Genomic DNA, 15,632 nt, shown 5'->3' on the forward strand with positions numbered 1-15,632 from the left:
AACAACAGCAATTCCCGCTCCGCGGCTCTGATACCCTTCTGCACACGCCAACGCCCCCGTGCCAAGTGCGGAGGCAAAGCAGGGCCCTCCGTGCGTTGCGGCGCGGGATTGTGGCTAGATAGCTGGTTGGCTGTTCCTCAAAAATTCTCACAAAAACCCTCACGTCGAACACGATCGATCACAGCCAGCTCTTAAGACGTGTCGCATGTCAGTGGGATGCCGGTTCGATGGATGAGCAAGCGGTAAAGTGTCTCCCAATCGGGAATCAGGCAGAGATCAAAAGCACTCCGCAGTAGCCGCCAAAAGCGGCTCTTGCCCTGCGCTGCAGACACGGCGGCCTGAAACAAGCGGCAGCAGCGTTGCTGGATCTGGTCGATCAAAAATGCCAGCATCATCAGGTGCATCAGCACAGTGCTGAGGTTTTGGTTGCCGTGACCGAAATTGTGTTCGAAGTGATAGCCTTGGTTTTTGAGGGTATTGAAGGTCTCGTTCTCGATTTTCCAGCGGGCGCGGGCTCCTCGCATCAGCTCCATAATGTTTGCAGGGGTTATCAGGATGTCGGTCACCCAGGAGAAATGGACGACCTTGCCCTTTGGGGTGGTCCCCCAATACTCGAAAAAATTGACCTCCAGGTCGAAATTGGCGTCATTGAGCGGGACGCCGTTGAGATAGCGAAACCGATGGCTGGTTCCGCCCTCATCAATCTCCGTGTATTCGACGGTGGTAGGCACTGTATTGACCCAGTCGAACAGGTACTTGTGGTCATCGGGCTTGGCACCGAGAATGAAGCGTATGTCCTGGGCCTTCAACTGGCGGATGTGCGGGCCGTTGGAGGCTAGCGCATCCTCGATGACGATCAGCTTGAGGTGAGGGTGCTCGCGGCGCAGGTCTTCCAGCAACCGCTTGGCGGCATTACGCTCGCAGTCGTTTTTTGTAGCCCCATCCTGCTTGAGGATCGGTTCGGGCGCGAGCGCAAAGACCTCCTTATGGTCCGGATGCACCAGCACGGCACCGAGCATCTGGTGGTAGTAGGTGACCTTGCCGTTGCGGTGGTGTTTTTCGCAGCACTGCGCGCAATGGATGGTTGGCGAGGAGAAATAACCGGTTCCGTCCAACGAGAGGAGATAGTGCCCATCCAGATAGCTGAACCCTTCCAGCCCCTTTCCGCGCTGGAGCATGCTCAAAAAAATCTTGTAAAGGGAGCGCAACTGGCGAGGATCGACTTCATCGAGACGCTCTCGAAAGCGGGTATCGCAGGGAGGGCGTTTGATGCCATACAGCGACTGGAGATTTGCGGGCGTTGTACCTTGCCTTCCGTCCTTGTCGAACTGAAGCAGTGAAGGGTACTTGAGGCCAAATAACGCCAGCCCCGCCATCAAGTGGTCCACCAGCGGTATGTCGCAGCCTAACTTATCAGGGATTGCGGCAAAGCATTGGCGGGCTTTACGCAACAGGCCAGGAATGCTGAGTTGCTTGCGGGAGAAGGAGTCGCGCATCCGTGATAACCTCAATGTACAATGGAAATTAAGAAAGAGGCACGTATACTGATTTTCAAGAAAGTTTACGAAAAACTATTTTCCTGGAAATTTATATCCATTTGTTATAATTTAATTTTTATTTTTGGCGGGAATTGCTGGGAGAACAATGCCAAGTGGAATCATTGGATTTTATTTCATATACGAAAAAAAATATAGTAGCATGATTAACACAATTGACAGAAACTCATACCAAGCACTAGGTTCGTCTACGATTTGCCGTCGATTTGTAACTACTCAGCTCATCCGAGTAAAACCGGGCTGGATACCCGCCTTCGCGGGTATGACTGATCCGGAGACGGCATAAAACAAGTCATTCCCGCGAAGGCGGGTATCCAGGTCATGCTTGTCACAAGTTTGTGCAAAGCTAACCTCTTCCCGTTCTGAAGCTATGTAGTTACGTCGATTTGAGAATATCATCCCGGAGGCACACCTGATATGCATATTCCCGACGGAATTCTCCCCCTGCCTGTCACCCTGGGGGGATACGCCGTTTCCATTTCCATTGCCTGGCTCTGCATCCGCAAGATCAAGCAGCGCGAGGATCCGCGAGAGGACATCCCCAAGGCCGCCCTGCTCACGGCGGCTTTTTTCGTCGCCTCCCTGATTCACGTCCCCATCCCGCCGGCCAGCGTGCATCTGGTGCTCAACGGCTTGCTGGGAGCGCTGCTCGGGCCTTTCGCGTTTCCGGCGATCCTTATCGGCCTTTTCTTCCAGGCCGTGATGTTCGGTCACGGCGGCCTGACCACCCTGGGCATCAACGGCGTGATCCTTGGCCTGCCGGCTCTGGCAGCCTATGGCATTTTTCATCTGCGTAAAGGTCGTTCCCAGGCGGCAGGTCCACGCAGAACAGCGGTCTTCGGCTTTCTTGCCGGGTTCACCGGCATCTGCCTGTCTGTCCTGATCTTTTCCATGGTCCTCTTCACGAACATGCCGGCCCACCTCAGCGTACAGGCTGAACGAACGGCAATCATGGCCCTGGTTCTGGCGCATATCCCGCTGGCGGTGCTCGAGGGTGCGTTGACAGCCCTGCTGGCTGTTTTCCTGCTCCGGACAAGCCCGGCCATTCTGGAGGGAGTATGATCACCCAGGCCATGACCGGCACGGACCAATACACCTTTCTCCATCACTGGGATCCGCGGCTGAAGCTCGCAGCCCTGCTCCTGCTGGCCTTCACCTTTTCCTTTATCGACAATCTTCGCGTCCTGCCGGCAATGATCGGCATCACCCTGGCCATCGTCCTCCTTTCCGGATACCCGCTCCGCCTGCTTCTGCGGCGTCTGCGCTATCCTTCGCTGATCGTTCTCTTTCTCGTTTTGTTCCTGCCGTTCATCAGCGGTTCCACCGCGCTGCTGGAATGGCGCGGCCTGCGCGTGACCACGGAAGGGTTGCAGGCGGCTCTGCTCGTGGCCACGCGGTTTTTCTGCATCCTCTCCTTGGCCGTGGTCTTTCTGGGCACCACCCCGCTCCTGGTGAACGTCAAGGCCATCCAGGCCATGGGACTGCCGTACATCATGGCGGACATGGCCCTTCTGGTGGTGCGCTACATCGAGGTGCTGTCGGCTGATCTGCGCCGAATGCGGATCTCCATGCGCCTGCGCGGCCATGCCGAAAAATCCTTCTCCTGGAAGAACATCCGCACCATGGCCTGGCTGACCGGAAGCCTGATCCTGCGCAGCTACGAACGTTCCCAGAGCGTGTACAAAGCCATGCGGCTGCGCGGGTACGGCCATGCCGAAGGCAAACCCGCGGAGTTCAAGGCCACCCGAAAAGACATCGCCGGCCTGTGCGCCGTTTACGCCACGGTCCTGATGCTGGTCGTGCTGGAATTCCGGCTCTAGCGGCTCGTTGAAAAACACCAAGATTCTTTAACCGCAGATGACGCAGATTTACGCAGATTTTCTTTAAATTCCTGCATCTGCGTCCATCTGCGTCATCTGCAATTCCCTCCCTGATCTTTCAGGGGGCATCCCCGGCTTGAAGGTTAACCGCAGATGTCGCGGATTTGCGCTGATGCTCCTTCGACTGGATGAAGCGCTTGTAGCTGAGGCGAGAAGTGGCGAAATTGATAAGAAGGGCGCGTTCAAAACCCGTTGCTTTGAGATAATGGAGGACCTGGGCGGATTCCACGTCAGTGAGCGCCTTAAGCGCCTTGAGTTCGACGATGATGGAGCCGTGGCAGACGAAATCGGCCCGATAAGGAGTACCGAGCACATGGCCCTTGTAAGTGACGGGGATTGGGTGCTCGCGAGTGGCCGGGATGTTTCTGCGGGCAAGCTCGATTTCCAGAGCATCATGATACACCCCTTCGAGAAAGCCATTGCCCAGTTCCCGATGCACCTCCATCGCTGCACCAATGATGGTATAAGTTTCAGGATCTCTCTGTAAATCTGCGTTCATCTGCGTCATCTGTGGTTACACTCCAATATGTTATCAGCAGATTCAGGGTACGCAACCCAGTGACAACCATCCACTACGGAACCATATTGGTTGCACGGAGGTGCCGACCATGCCAGCGACCCTGACTCTGAAAAATATTCCCGATGAGGGACGAGACTTTAACCGAATCATCGCCATCCGCCTTTTTTATGACCTGGGAAGCGGATCGGCTTGAACCGGAAGTCATGAGCCATACCAGACCCCAAAACGCTCTACAGGCCCGCGAACTCGAACGGCGCGGCAATCTCGAACGAGTTGACGGCGTCACCCATATAAATTTCGTTATCTTCGAGACGTAGTCGCCGCACCGGTTCGTTCTCATCAAAGTCGACCCTTTTGAGATCAACCCAGAAGGTGTTGGGAGTAAGGATGGTCTCAAAATAATAGACAAGATGCTTCTGGTCGGACACTGATCGCCATCGGGTCGAAGAGATATTCGGCTCATCTTCAGAGGATATGCCAAAGGGGACGGATGCATTGCGGATCACGCTGAAGACGCTGGCGACAGCCACCCTTGGATCGCTTGTCCTGGGAATGGCATCTATATAGAACGAAGCCCTCACGAAGCGATCGGCTGCACGATTAGTTCCTGGCAGCATGGTCAGGCCTCCGATCTGCTTCCAGTATTCGTTCAACGCGAGCTGCTGTTCAAAAATGGGTGAGTTCGTCATCACCGTATATGACATATCGTGGTGTATGACGAGCTTTCCATCGATATACTCGAAAATCGCATTATCGCCCTTGGCATCCGAAACCGACAGGTGAAGCGTGGCCAACCGATCAGTGCCCGGGATGTCCGCCGAGACTACCACAAACTCTTCAGCTCGCAGCGCGTCCACCACTTCCTCGACAGTGGCGAAGTTGTCCAGCACATACTGCACCCAGGCGGCAATCGATAGCCCCTTGTCATCCGGCCCGTAGTCCGCGTAGTCGGATTCGGCAAGCCACAGCAGATTGGCGACGAGACCTCTCTCGTTCATCCCATCGGCGCTGGATATGTCGAACGCGCTTGCCACGATGCTCCCATACCTAGACACCCAGGTTATCGAATTGGGCCCGACCGCCCCGTGACGCTCCATCCCGCGGGGAAACAACCACAAATTAGCCGGAATCTCATCCTTCCAATCCATGGATCGGGCCGTGATGACCGTGTCATACGGGCCTTGATAGACTGCTCGTGTACAGGCATCGGCTGATGTTGCGACAATCAGGAAGCAAGCGCTTACGAAGGCGAGCAAACGTATTCTGCTTTTCATCATTGGTCTCCTTTATTCTGAACTGAAGTTTCACGAAAACTGCTTACACACTTGATCAACCCTTTATTCCTTTGTTGGACGCCCGCCCGATGGGAGGGTTGGGTTGCTGCTTGAATTGGACGCTTATATCGGCCGAAACTGGTCTGCCAGTGAGCGTGTTCACTCATTGACGATGTTTCCGATGTGCGGCGTTGACTTGCGCTCGATGAGCATGACGACGGTATCGCTTTTCGCACAACTGGATAGACGATGGAGCAGCGCCGGGTCAAAAGGCGGGCCTTGGTCAATGCACTCCAGGCGCAGCCTGGATTCTCAACACCCCCACACGGCAATATCCCATTTCCCGAACCGCTCCCGCCGCGTCCAGATCCGTTCTTCCCAGCTCATGCCGGGATTACGGTGGAAGATCACCAGATGCGCCTCGTCCGCCCCGCACTTGTCCGCATAGTCCGCGGTCTGCTCCAATCCCGTGGGCAGAATGGATTTCAGGGGTCTGTCGGCATGCAGCAGCTTCAGCTCGATGACCACCCGCTGCACCGTGCCAAAAAATCCCGTGGCCTCGTCCAGGGGCCATTCCAGGAGCAGGTCGGTACGCCGACGTCCCAGGCCGAATTCCCGGTTCAGCCGCCCGCCGCCGTTGAGCACGCGCTGCAAAAAGGCCTGGAGCAGCAGTTGCGGGCCGGCTTCCTTGTACTCGAACCGCTCCACCCAGCTCTCGCCGTTTTCCCGGAAAAAATGCTGGAACGCGGTCAGCAGCTTGTGTATGTCCAGGTGGCGATCCGGGCCGACATACCAGTCAGTTTCCTGGAGCATGGAGTCCTGGGTCACTGTCGTGAGTTCCCGAGGAATGATCTCCTGATAAATACGATTGCTGACATGAACCCGCGGTTTGCGTGTGACCAGCCCCAGATCCTCGACATACTGCAAATCGTCGTCAGGCATCTGCAATTCGGTCTGCTCCGTTGACAACAGGGCCGCGACCACCTTGCGCACTCTCGGTTCCTTGAGCTTGTCCGCGAGCTGATCCAGGTGCGTGGCCCGGGACAGGATCAGCCGCTCCCGGGCGGCCCGGTAATCCTCCAGAGAGATGGATCGGGCCCGATCTCGGGCTTCCCGGTTTTCCCAGGTCGCTTCACAACCCAACGCGTTGACCAGCCAGGGCTGGCCCTGGGTGTCCAGCCACAATTCGTCGAAAATTTCCAACGCAAAAATCTGACCCGTGGCCTCTGTATGCTGTCTCCACAAGGCCCGGACTTCCTCCTCAATGAAGTTGCCCATACGCAGGGACTTGGCCTTGATGTTGAAGGCGCTGCCACCGGTGATGATCTCTTCCCCCATGCCATGCATGCGATAATCTCGCACGTCCCGCACCCCGCAGAGAATGATGCTCTGGGGAAAGGCCGCGGGCCGCTGATTGTACCCGGCCCTGATCTGACGCAACACCGAGATCAGCGTGTTCCCCACCAGGGCGTCCACCTCGTCCAGCAGCAAAACCACCGGTTTGGCAGAGATATGGGACCAATGCTCCAGCATTTGTTTGAGAAGATCGTTGGCCGGCTGGTCCCGACCCATGGTGTTCAGCCAGGAAAAGACTTCGGGCTGGTCCAGATACAGGCGGATGGACCCGGCAATGGCGCTGCACACCGTCGGAATACCCTTGGTCTCGTCTCCTCGGGCCGCCTGGGCTCCCTCGATGTTGGCGTAGGCGCAGGCAAACCGACCTTCCTGGTTCAGCTCGGCCATGATGGCCAAAAGCGTGCTCGTCTTGCCGGTTTGGCGCGGGGCGTGGAGCACGAAATAGCGCTTGGTCCGGATCAAGTGATTGACTTCATCCCAGTCCACCCTGTGCAGCGGATCAAGGGCGTAGTGTTCAGCCGGGACGACCGGCCCGGAGGTGTTGAAGAATTTTTCCATGACTGCTCCTTGACGTTCACTGGTCCGCGCATTGGAAAGGCAATCACCATGGATACCTGGAAGCGAAAAGGCTCGCAATCCCGAACCGCGCGGGATCACGACTCCCCGAAGAACATGGCGGCGTATTTTTGCGGCAGATGCACAAGTTTGTCCTTGTCCGCGCCGGATAAGGGCAGGCCAGGCAACGTGTACGAGAGATGACGTGGCTTGCTCTGTTGAATGCCACAAGGCCCGGCGAAGCTGGATTCAACTCGGGTAAACGGTCAGCTTTTCAGAACGAAGCATGCGGGCTGAGCGTGACATCGTTTTCCGTGATTTGCGGTCTTGAGGGACGACCTTGAGGGCGGTTTGGGGAAAGGATGAGCAGTAGCCGGTGGCAGTGTCGATAAATCAACTGTCCCCATTTTCTGCTCGTTTGTTTGCGGGGATGATGAGACGGCCACTGGCAGTTCAGCCCGCAACCCAAGTGACAACCAACCACTACGGAACCATATTGGTTGCAAGGAGGTGCCGACCATGCCAGCGACCCTGACTCTGAAAAATATTCCCGATGAGGTGTACATGCGCCTGAGGGCGGCAGCCGCGGCAAACCGGCGCAGCCTGAACAGCGAGGCGATCGTTTGTCTTGAGGCCGCCCTTTTGCCCGGCAAAGTGAAACCAGGCGAACGCCTGGCCCGAGCGCGCGAACTGCGGGCAGAACTGAAGGCCGGCGAGTTTCCGGCAAGCGACACCGAGACGTTCAAGCGGCAGGACCGCCCTGATTGATGCGGACTCGAATGTACTCGCCTGCCTCTACCTTCCGGGCGAGTTCACCGAGGCGGCCGAGCGCCTCCTGGAAAGAGATCCCGACTGGCACGCCCCTATTTTGTTGCGAAGCGAGTTCCGCAACATTCTTGCCGGGTACTTGCGCCGCAAAACCCTGAGCTTTGACCAGGCATGCGCCATACAGCTGGAGGCTGAACAGCTGCTTGGTGGCTGTGAGCACGAGGCTGACTCCAAGCAAGTGCTCGAACTCGTCAAGGCCAGCGACTGCTCATCCTACGACTGCGAGTTCGTGGCCGTTGCGGAAGCGCTTGATGCGACTTTGGTAACCATGGACGCCAAGCTACTCAAGGCGTTTCCGAAGATTGCAAAGTCTCTCACAGGACTTTAACCGAAGAGCCTGGGGTATATTATTTTGCCGCAAAGCGCGCTTACTTGAACAAGCGTATGACCCCAATCTTGCGGGCAGGGCCCGCCTTGGAGCAGATGCGTGTCAGTATCCACGGCCTGATCCGCACTGGTGTGCCCGGATCAAGAACCTGGGGCGGGTTCAAGCGAGGAAAACGGGGGCAGCCATTTCTCCAGTATCTCGGCCAGGACGAACGGCTTGATGGGCTTGGTAAGGTAGTCGTCCATTCCCGCCGCGAAACACCGCTCCCGGTCCTCGGCCATGGCTCCGGCGGTCATGGCGATGATGGGCAGACGTCGGTAAGATCGATGGATGAAGGTTGCAGGCTGAAGCTGGGAAGTCCCATCTCCATGACCTGACTCCCGGTTCCTGCTCTCCGCCTCCTGACGCCGGGGTTCCGAAATTCCAGCACCCTGATCCGCCTTTGGGCTTCCTGCACCCAAGAAGTCCCGCATTCCAGCATTCTTCTCTTCCAGCATCCTGATCATCCGGGTTGCCTCCAGCCCGTCCATCTCGGGCATCTGCACGTCCATCAGCACCAGGTCGTAGGGAATGGTTTCCAGAGCCTTGAGCACTTCCAGGCCATTGGCCGCCACGTTGACCGTCAGGCCGAACTTTTTCAGGATGCCCAGGGCCACCTGCTGATTGACCACGTTGTCCTCGGCCACCAGGACGCGGCCGGACAGACGCGGCATGGTGACGACGCTCTGGGGAGGCGGCGAGGCATGATGGCATGTTGCAGGATCTGCGTCATTCGGTGGACGTAAAGCCATGATCAGGGCTTCGCGCAGTTCCGCGAGGCGGACGGGCTTGTTCAGGCAGGCCGAGAAACCCAGGTTCGTGCACAGGAAGGCGCTATCCGCCTGACCCAAAGGGGTCATCATGATCAGGGGCAGGCCCTGGAACCGAAGGTCGCCACGGATTCGACTACCCAGCTCCCGGCCGTTCATGCCCGGCATATCGAAATCCACGACCATGAGATCATACCCCGCACCGTTTCCGTGCGTCTCGGACAACAGCTCCAAGGCCGCCTTGCCGTTGTTCACGGCCTGCACCTGAAGGCCCCAGGCCGTCATCTGGCGAACCATGGCCCGGGCGCAGGTCGCGTTGTCGTCCACCACCAGGACGCGCAGTCCGTTCAGTCGCGTGCGATCCGCGACGTTGCCGACGCCGTCCCCGGTGTCGTCTTGAATGCCCTTCCGGGCCTCCTGGAGAACAAAGCGGACCGTGAACCAGAAGCAGACACCTTGCCCTTCCCGGCTGCGCACGCCTATTTTGCCGCCCATCAACTCCGCCAACTGCCTGGAAATGGCCAGCCCCAGGCCCGTGCCTCCGAACTTGCGGGAGATGGATGCATCCACCTGGGAAAAGTTGGTGAACAGCAGGTCGAGCTTGTCCTCGGGAATCCCGATGCCGGTGTCCCGGACCGTGAAACGGAGCAGGACGGCTCCGCAGCCGGTCATTGCCGACAATTGACCATTTCTCCGCCCTCTTCCCGCTCCACCCTTCCCGACATGCCGGCATTCCGGCACCCCGGCATCCCGACATTCCAGCATCCCAGCATCCCAGCATCCCAGCAACCCAGAATTCCAGCATTCCGACATCCCACCATCCCGGGCCACCTCCACCCCGACCTCGATCTCGCCCTGCTCCGTGAACTTCACCGCGTTGCCCACCAAGTTGGTCAGGATCTGGCGCAGCCGTCCGGGGTCGCCGCGCAGCAGGGGCGGGACGTCCGGGGCCATGTGGCAGATCAGTTCCAGGCCCTTGACGTGGCTGCGCGGGGCCATGGTCGCGGCAAAATCGTCCAGCAGCGACCGCAGGTCGAAATCCAGGGTTTCCAGTTCCATTCGGCCGGCTTCGATCTTGGAAAGGTCCAGAATGTCGTTGACCAGAAAGAGCAACGCTTCGGCGCTGCACTGGATGGCCGTGGCATGCCGCCGCTGCTCCGGGGTCAGGTCCGTATCCAGAAGCAGGTCCGTCATCCCGATCACGCCGTTCATGGGAGTCCGGATCTCATGGCTCATATTGGCCAGGAATTCACTCTTGGCCCGGCTGGCCTGGCTGGCCTCGATCAGGGCCGCGTCCAGCTCGCGATTCTTCTGGTCCACCTGGGCGGCGTATTCCTCGAGCCGGCGCTGGATCATGCGGCTTTCCGTGATGTCTTCGGCAATGGCCAGCAAATAGGCCGGCTTGCCGTCCTTGTCCGGCACGGGAAGCTTTTTGGTCCGCAGCAGTCGCCGACCTCGCGGGGTATCGATGGGCTCCTCGTCGACGACCACCAGCCGCCCCTGGTTCAGGGCCTCCCGGTCCTTGGCGATGAAAAAATCGGCCTGTTCCCTGGGAAAAAGGTCGTAGTCGGTCCTGCCCAGCAGGTCGTCCTGGGACATGCACAGCAGCTCCTGTCCTGCCGTGTTGAAGCGCACATAGCGCAGTTCCCCGGCTTCCTTGATGATCACCATGTCCGGGATGTTGTCAATGATGCAGCTCAGGAACTCCTCCCGTTCCCGGGACAGCTCCTGGGCCGCTTTCAATTTGCTGATATCCTGGACCATGGCGAAGGAGCCCTTGAACAGGCCCTGTTCGGTAAACAAGGGGGTGGAGGAAATGGAGGCCCAGACCGACTGGCCGTCCCGGTGAACCATGCGCAGCTCATACCTCCCGCGAAGACCGGCCTGACGATCCTTCCAGATTGCGTCAAAAAGGATCCGATCGCCTGGATGGACAAAATTCTGGGCCGGAGCGCCGATCATTTCATCTGAAGGATAGCCGAGCATTTCAGCCATTTTGTTGTTCACCATCACGATCCGGCGGTTCTGATCCAGCATCCGGATGCCCTCGTTGGCGTTTTCCACGATCAGGCGATAGCGCTCGAAGGTAAGGTATAGCATCTCCTCCGTCTGGACGCGTTCGGTGACGTCCTGAAGATAGCCGTGCCAAAGCACGCTGCCGTCTGGCTGGGCTTCCGGAATGCCTTCGCCGTGGAGCCAGAGCATTTTTCCGTCCGACCGGAACAGCCGAAACTGTTCCCGCCAGAGGTCCAGACTCACCATGGAATCGATGATGCTGTTCATGATACGCTGATAGTCTTCAGGATGGATGATCGCAAAGACCATCCCGATATCCTTGGCCGCGTCCGTGTGTGGGATGCCGGTGATGTCCGTGAACCGGCCGCTGATAAACGGAAATTCCATGCGCCCGTCCGGCCAGCGCTGAAAGCGGTACACCACGCCCGGTACGCATTCCACGATGCGCATGAACCGGTTCAAGGCGTCGGCCAGCTCGTCCCGCTGGTGATGGACCTGGGCGGCAAGCTCCTTTTCCCGTGAGATGTCGCTGATCACGATGCGACAATGCTTTGCGCCGGAAGGATCCTCGCTCAGGGCCGCGGCAATGCGCACCCAGACGGTGTCCCCGGAGGATTGGACCAGGCGTACGTCGAACTGTTGCGGCTCTTCGTGGGCATACAGATGGTTGATCCGGGAGAAATAGACGGGACGATCCTCCTGGAACAGATATTTGATCCAGTTTTTCCGCACCAGCTTGCCCCGGGACACCCCCAGCAGATCGGCCATGGTCAGGTTGGACTCCAGGATCACGCCCCGCCGGCTGATGGTGCAGTAGCCCACCGGCGCCAGGTCATAGAGATCGAAGTACCGCGCCCGGGAGGTTTCCAGTTCCTGCCGCGACTGGCGCAGCTCCTCGTTCTGCATTTCCAGTTCCACCTGGTGAACCAGCAGCTCATGCAGCAGCCGGCGGGTCTCCTCGGGCGACAGATCGCTCAAGTCGCCGAGATCCACCCGGTTGATCCGCTTGAGCGCCTGATCACGCAGGCGATGCGGACTGGAAGAGGAGGACGCGGAAGGGGTTGCGGCTCGCTGATCCTGGTCCGGCTGTTCGGCCTGCGCTGGGCCGCGGCGGGCAAGGTCGGTCATCAGTTCTCCTTGGGAAGGATGCGGTCGTCTCGTCTCAGCCGACGAGATTTCGGGCTGCCGGCTTGATGCCGTTCAGCACCCCTTGCAGGTCGGCCATGCGCACCGGCTTGGTCAGGTAGGCGTTCATGCCGGTGTTCAGGCACCTCTCACGCTCCTCGAGGGCATTGTGGGCAGTCATGGCAATAATCGGAATATTTTTCTTTGGTCCGATGGTTGTGGACGAGCGGATCAGTCGCGTGGCTTCCAAACCGTCCAGTACCGGCATCTGGATGTCCATCAGGATGCAGTCGAAATCATTGGCCGCGAGCAGCTTCATCGCTTTCCGGCCATTGTCCACGACGGTGGTCTCGTGCCCGGCCTTTTCCAGGAACATCCGCACCGGCAAAACATTGGAGGCATCGTCCTCGCAGAGGAGAATACGCAGCCCCTTGTTGACCTTCCAGCGGCCGGGGTCGGTCAAAAACGTGGTGGAGGCAAAATCCTCGGGCAGCTTGAAGGGAATGGAAACATTCATGGTCGTCCCCTCTCCCGGCGTGCTTTCCATGGAGATGTTTCCGCTCATCAGGTCCACCAGTCGACGCACCACGGCCAGCCCCAGCCCTGGACGGCCATTCCGGTACAGCGCGTCGCCCCGGACCACCGGCGCGAACAGGGTTCGCTGGCGCTCGTCCGGAATGCCGATGCCCGTGTCGGTGACGGTGAACAGCACCAGCACCTTGCCGTGATCACCAGGGGAAAGGTTGGCCATGTCCACGCGAACGCCGCCCTGTTCGGTAAACTTGACGGCATTGGCCACCAGATTGTGCATGATCTGACGGACCCGCGCCTCGTCCCCCACCAGTCGGGGTGGCATGGTCTCGTCCACGAAGCAATCCAGGCTCAACCCCTTTTCCCGGGCCAGCCCGGCATAGGCATCGGTCAGGGCGGTGCAGAGGTCCTCGACCCTGAACTCCACCTCCCGGGGCTGAATCTGTCCTGCGTCCAAGGCGGCAACATCCATCAGGTCCTTGAGCAGGCGGGCCAACTGGGTGCAGGCGGCCACGGCCATGGAGATGAATTCACGCTGTTCCCGATCCAGCGTTGTCGTCAGCAGGTACTGGAGCATGCCCATGACCCCGTGCAACTGCGAATGCAGTCCATGGCGCATGGTGGTCATGAATTCGTCCTTGAGGTGCGAGGCGATCTCTACCGACTCCCTGGCCTGGACCTGGGTCTGCTCGGCCCGTTTCAAATCCGTGACGTCCAGCACCGCTCCGACCAGGCCGGTGAGCCGCCCCTGTTTGTCCGCCAGACCGGCCTGATGCACGATCACGTCCCGCACCACGCCATTGGTGTCCACCACCTGGGACTCCACAACCTGCACCCCTGATTGGAAAGGCGCCTGAGCGGTCTTGGCCGCAACGCTTGCGGACGGAGCAAATGATGAAAAACCGAAAGCCGTATCCAACTGGGCCATGCCCTGGCCGAACAAGTCTTCAAACGCCTTGTTCGCTCCTTGAAAGCGCCCGTTTCGGTCCTTGTAGAACACGGGGATGGGGACGGTTTGCAGGAGCATGTTCAAAAAGGCCCTGCTTTCCCGCGACGTCTCCTCGGCCCGGATCTGGTCCGTGACGTCGTTGACCACCAGCAGCAACAGACGCCTTCCGGCCTCATCCGATCGTCCGGAATGCACTTGTTCCCCCCGCCCGACGCAACGAACGTGCAATGCCCCTTCGGCCACGTTCAAGGCCAGGTCAAGGCGCTTGCCCTCGGGATGACGAAAAAAGGCGGTGTACCGTCCATGAAATACCGGACGATCCGAGTCGATCAGGAAGCCGGCCAGTGATTTGCCCTGGATTTGGTGTGGCAGCTGTCCGACCATTGTCGCGAAGGTGTCGTTGGCCTGGTTGATCACGCCGTGCTCGTCCAGGATCACGTAGCCCACCGGCGCATTGTTGAACAATGCGGCAAAACGGTCTCTGGCGTTCTCCAGTTGGGCCTGAGCGGCGCGCAGCTCCTCGTTTTGCAGCTCCAGTTCGATCTGCTGCACCTGGTAGTTGTGGAGCAAGGCTTGGATTTCGTCCGTGGAAAGGTCGCCCACGGGTTTGCTCGCATCCACCAGGCGGGTCTCGGCACGCTCTCGCAGGAGCCGCATCTGGTCTTCAAAAATGCCGTCCATGAGATCTCCCTCCTCGGTATCTTCAAGGTCGCAAATCCGGCAGGCCGGGCAAGGGAGCCTGCCCCTGCATAAGCGATGCTTGTAGGAATACAAGACGCAGCACGTCAATGCATCAATCAATTCTGAGCCATCATTTTATTGGCATAAGGCAGCGGGTCCAATGTGATGAGGCTTTCCGAAGATGAAACAGGATCATGTTTTTATCTGCTGGAGCGATAACTCCTTTTTTTCATAAGACGAAAAAATGGTAGAAGTCAAAGAGCCAGGTTCAACAATTCAATGGTGTGGAGTGACGACTTTGCCGGCGTTTTCAGTTGGGAGCAGGCCGGATTGCGGCTTGGGCAGGTGGAGGTTGAAGTTGGTGAGCGCATTGCTCTGGCGCTTCAGAAAGCCGACTCGATCTGCATCACCAGCATATTCCGCTACCTGTTGGTGATTGCCTGTTGTGCGTACCAGAGTCGCTCATCAGGTATTTTCAATTTGTCGAGCAAGGCGATGTGGTGATACCACGGCAATTGTGCAAGCACCTCTTGCACAAATTCAGCCTCAGGCCACGCCTCGGCAAAGGCGCGCATGTATTTTAGATTTCGAGGAGAGAAACCTTTCATTTCCGGAAAGGTGTTGCGAAGGTCATGGGCCAGCCGGTCAATGACCTTGGCCCCCCAGCCCTGCTTGGCCTGCCTGGTCAGAATATCGCGGCCGATCTGCCAGTAGAGTCATATCAGTTCGTGATTGACCGCCAGAGTGGCGCGTTGTTGGGCCGTATGAATGCGATTTTTTAGCTCGGCCAGCCAGTCGGCGTAGCCTTCGGGCGGAAAGATCAAGAAAATGGGCTTCGCACTCATGTCAGAACCCCCTTTTCAAGAGTTATTCATCCAATCAGGACATTGGAATCAAATACTGCGCAATTTGAAACGGGACAAAAGCATGGTCCAGAGCATCTCCTTCAATTTTACTCGCTGATCTTCATGAAACCTCTGTGCGTTGACATGGTTGCGGACTGTAGGCGTGACGGTGCAACGTGACCATCAACGACTGCAAATTGTCCGGCATGCCGTCCCCGATCAAGACTCGGGACAGCGCATCAGGGTTCATAACCGCCTCGATTTTCTCTTTTGATCAGGTTCATTTGAAACGAGGACACTGGGCAACAGTGTGTGAACATTGCCAAGTCTGCCTTGAGTTTTTGTGCCTGTCTTCGGTCCCACTTCAATACGATACCGG

13 protein-coding genes are annotated in these 15,632 nt (G+C 58.1%); 5 read left to right on the forward strand and 8 right to left on the reverse strand.

Going from position 1 to position 15,632, the window contains the following annotated elements; translation table 11 throughout:
- Positions 1–191: 191 nt before the first annotated feature.
- A complete protein-coding gene (locus tag ACYQ15_RS09975; protein ID WP_459937363.1) occupies positions 192–1,496 on the reverse strand; it encodes a transposase in 1,305 nt (434 codons plus the stop codon).
- Positions 1,497–1,973: 477 nt separating this feature from the next.
- Between ACYQ15_RS09975 and cbiM the strand changes: the two genes are divergently transcribed.
- Positions 1,974–2,618 (forward strand): cobalt transporter CbiM, encoded by a 645-nt coding sequence (gene cbiM / locus ACYQ15_RS09980; RefSeq protein ID WP_459937364.1) that lies wholly within the window; start codon positions 1,974–1,976, stop codon positions 2,616–2,618.
- Positions 2,615–3,376: a cobalt ECF transporter T component CbiQ gene (gene cbiQ, locus ACYQ15_RS09985; RefSeq protein WP_459937365.1), complete on the forward strand. Its 762-nt coding sequence runs from the start codon at positions 2,615–2,617 to the stop codon at positions 3,374–3,376. Before cbiM ends, cbiQ begins: the two co-directional genes overlap by 4 nt.
- 118 nt (positions 3,377–3,494) lie before the next feature.
- Here the strand turns inward: cbiQ and ACYQ15_RS09990 are convergent, their stop codons facing one another.
- The 3 genes from ACYQ15_RS09990 to ACYQ15_RS10000 form a co-directional block, all read right to left on the reverse strand.
- On the reverse strand, positions 3,495–3,944 hold the full coding sequence (locus ACYQ15_RS09990) for a GxxExxY protein (RefSeq protein WP_459937366.1): 450 nt from the start codon (positions 3,942–3,944) through the stop codon (positions 3,495–3,497).
- Positions 3,945–4,186: 242 nt separating this feature from the next.
- Complete coding sequence (locus ACYQ15_RS09995) at positions 4,187–5,233, reverse strand: linear amide C-N hydrolase (protein ID WP_459937367.1); 1,047 nt, start codon at positions 5,231–5,233, stop codon at positions 4,187–4,189.
- A 309-nt stretch (positions 5,234–5,542) separates the two neighbouring features.
- Positions 5,543–7,144, reverse strand: coding sequence for an ATP-binding protein (locus ACYQ15_RS10000; protein ID WP_459937368.1), 1,602 nt, complete (start codon positions 7,142–7,144; stop codon positions 5,543–5,545).
- A gap of 516 nt (positions 7,145–7,660) precedes the next feature.
- On the opposite strand from ACYQ15_RS10000, the gene ACYQ15_RS10005 reads away from it, so the two are divergent.
- Both ACYQ15_RS10005 and ACYQ15_RS10010 read left to right on the forward strand, forming a co-directional pair.
- On the forward strand, positions 7,661–7,909 hold the full coding sequence (locus ACYQ15_RS10005) for a FitA-like ribbon-helix-helix domain-containing protein (protein ID WP_459937369.1): 249 nt from the start codon (positions 7,661–7,663) through the stop codon (positions 7,907–7,909).
- The gene (locus ACYQ15_RS10010; protein WP_459939570.1) at positions 7,905–8,297 is read left to right on the forward strand and encodes a type II toxin-antitoxin system VapC family toxin; all 393 of its coding nucleotides are present in this window, start codon (positions 7,905–7,907) and stop codon (positions 8,295–8,297) included. Before ACYQ15_RS10005 ends, ACYQ15_RS10010 begins: the two co-directional genes overlap by 5 nt.
- Positions 8,298–8,437: 140 nt before the next feature.
- Here ACYQ15_RS10010 and ACYQ15_RS10015 read toward each other — a convergent pair whose 3' ends face one another.
- Both ACYQ15_RS10015 and ACYQ15_RS10020 read right to left on the reverse strand, forming a co-directional pair.
- Positions 8,438–12,250 carry a PAS domain S-box protein gene (locus ACYQ15_RS10015; RefSeq protein ID WP_459937370.1) on the reverse strand — a complete coding sequence of 1,271 codons (3,813 nt, stop codon included), beginning with the start codon at positions 12,248–12,250 and terminating at the stop codon, positions 8,438–8,440.
- A gap of 34 nt (positions 12,251–12,284) precedes the next feature.
- Positions 12,285–14,408 (reverse strand): response regulator, encoded by a 2,124-nt coding sequence (locus tag ACYQ15_RS10020; protein ID WP_459937371.1) that lies wholly within the window; start codon positions 14,406–14,408, stop codon positions 12,285–12,287.
- A gap of 279 nt (positions 14,409–14,687) precedes the next feature.
- Here ACYQ15_RS10020 and ACYQ15_RS10025 point away from each other — a divergent pair, with 279 nt between their 5' ends.
- The gene (locus tag ACYQ15_RS10025) at positions 14,688–14,912 is read left to right on the forward strand and encodes a hypothetical protein (protein ID WP_459937372.1); all 225 of its coding nucleotides are present in this window, start codon (positions 14,688–14,690) and stop codon (positions 14,910–14,912) included.
- On the opposite strand, the gene ACYQ15_RS10030 is transcribed toward ACYQ15_RS10025, so the two are convergent.
- Both ACYQ15_RS10030 and ACYQ15_RS10035 read right to left on the reverse strand, forming a co-directional pair.
- Positions 14,831–15,112 carry a DUF1016 N-terminal domain-containing protein gene (locus ACYQ15_RS10030; protein ID WP_459939571.1) on the reverse strand — a complete coding sequence of 94 codons (282 nt, stop codon included), beginning with the start codon at positions 15,110–15,112 and terminating at the stop codon, positions 14,831–14,833. The two genes, ACYQ15_RS10025 and ACYQ15_RS10030, sit on opposite strands and share 82 nt — an antisense overlap.
- A gap of 12 nt (positions 15,113–15,124) precedes the next feature.
- Positions 15,125–15,253: a hypothetical protein gene (locus ACYQ15_RS10035; protein WP_459937373.1), complete on the reverse strand. Its 129-nt coding sequence runs from the start codon at positions 15,251–15,253 to the stop codon at positions 15,125–15,127.
- Positions 15,254–15,632: the final 379 nt, after the last annotated feature.

It is taken from the genome of Desulfonatronum parangueonense, from assembly GCF_054656975.1.

Coding starts and splice junctions, on each gene's coding strand:
- ACYQ15_RS10000 (WP_459937368.1), bottom strand. CDS start 7,144: ATGGAAAAATTCTTCAACACCTCCGGGCCGGTCGTCCCGGCTGAACAC.
- ACYQ15_RS10035 (WP_459937373.1), bottom strand. CDS start 15,253: ATGAGTGCGAAGCCCATTTTCTTGATCTTTCCGCCCGAAGGCTACGCC.
- ACYQ15_RS09995 (WP_459937367.1), bottom strand. CDS start 5,233: ATGATGAAAAGCAGAATACGTTTGCTCGCCTTCGTAAGCGCTTGCTTC.
- ACYQ15_RS10025 (WP_459937372.1), top strand. CDS start 14,688: ATGGTGTGGAGTGACGACTTTGCCGGCGTTTTCAGTTGGGAGCAGGCC.
- ACYQ15_RS10015 (WP_459937370.1), bottom strand. CDS start 12,250: ATGACCGACCTTGCCCGCCGCGGCCCAGCGCAGGCCGAACAGCCGGAC.
- ACYQ15_RS09990 (WP_459937366.1), bottom strand. CDS start 3,944: ATGACGCAGATGAACGCAGATTTACAGAGAGATCCTGAAACTTATACC.
- ACYQ15_RS09975 (WP_459937363.1), bottom strand. CDS start 1,496: ATGCGCGACTCCTTCTCCCGCAAGCAACTCAGCATTCCTGGCCTGTTG.
- cbiQ (WP_459937365.1), top strand. CDS start 2,615: ATGATCACCCAGGCCATGACCGGCACGGACCAATACACCTTTCTCCAT.
- cbiM (WP_459937364.1), top strand. CDS start 1,974: ATGCATATTCCCGACGGAATTCTCCCCCTGCCTGTCACCCTGGGGGGA.
- ACYQ15_RS10020 (WP_459937371.1), bottom strand. CDS start 14,408: ATGGACGGCATTTTTGAAGACCAGATGCGGCTCCTGCGAGAGCGTGCC.
- ACYQ15_RS10005 (WP_459937369.1), top strand. CDS start 7,661: ATGCCAGCGACCCTGACTCTGAAAAATATTCCCGATGAGGTGTACATG.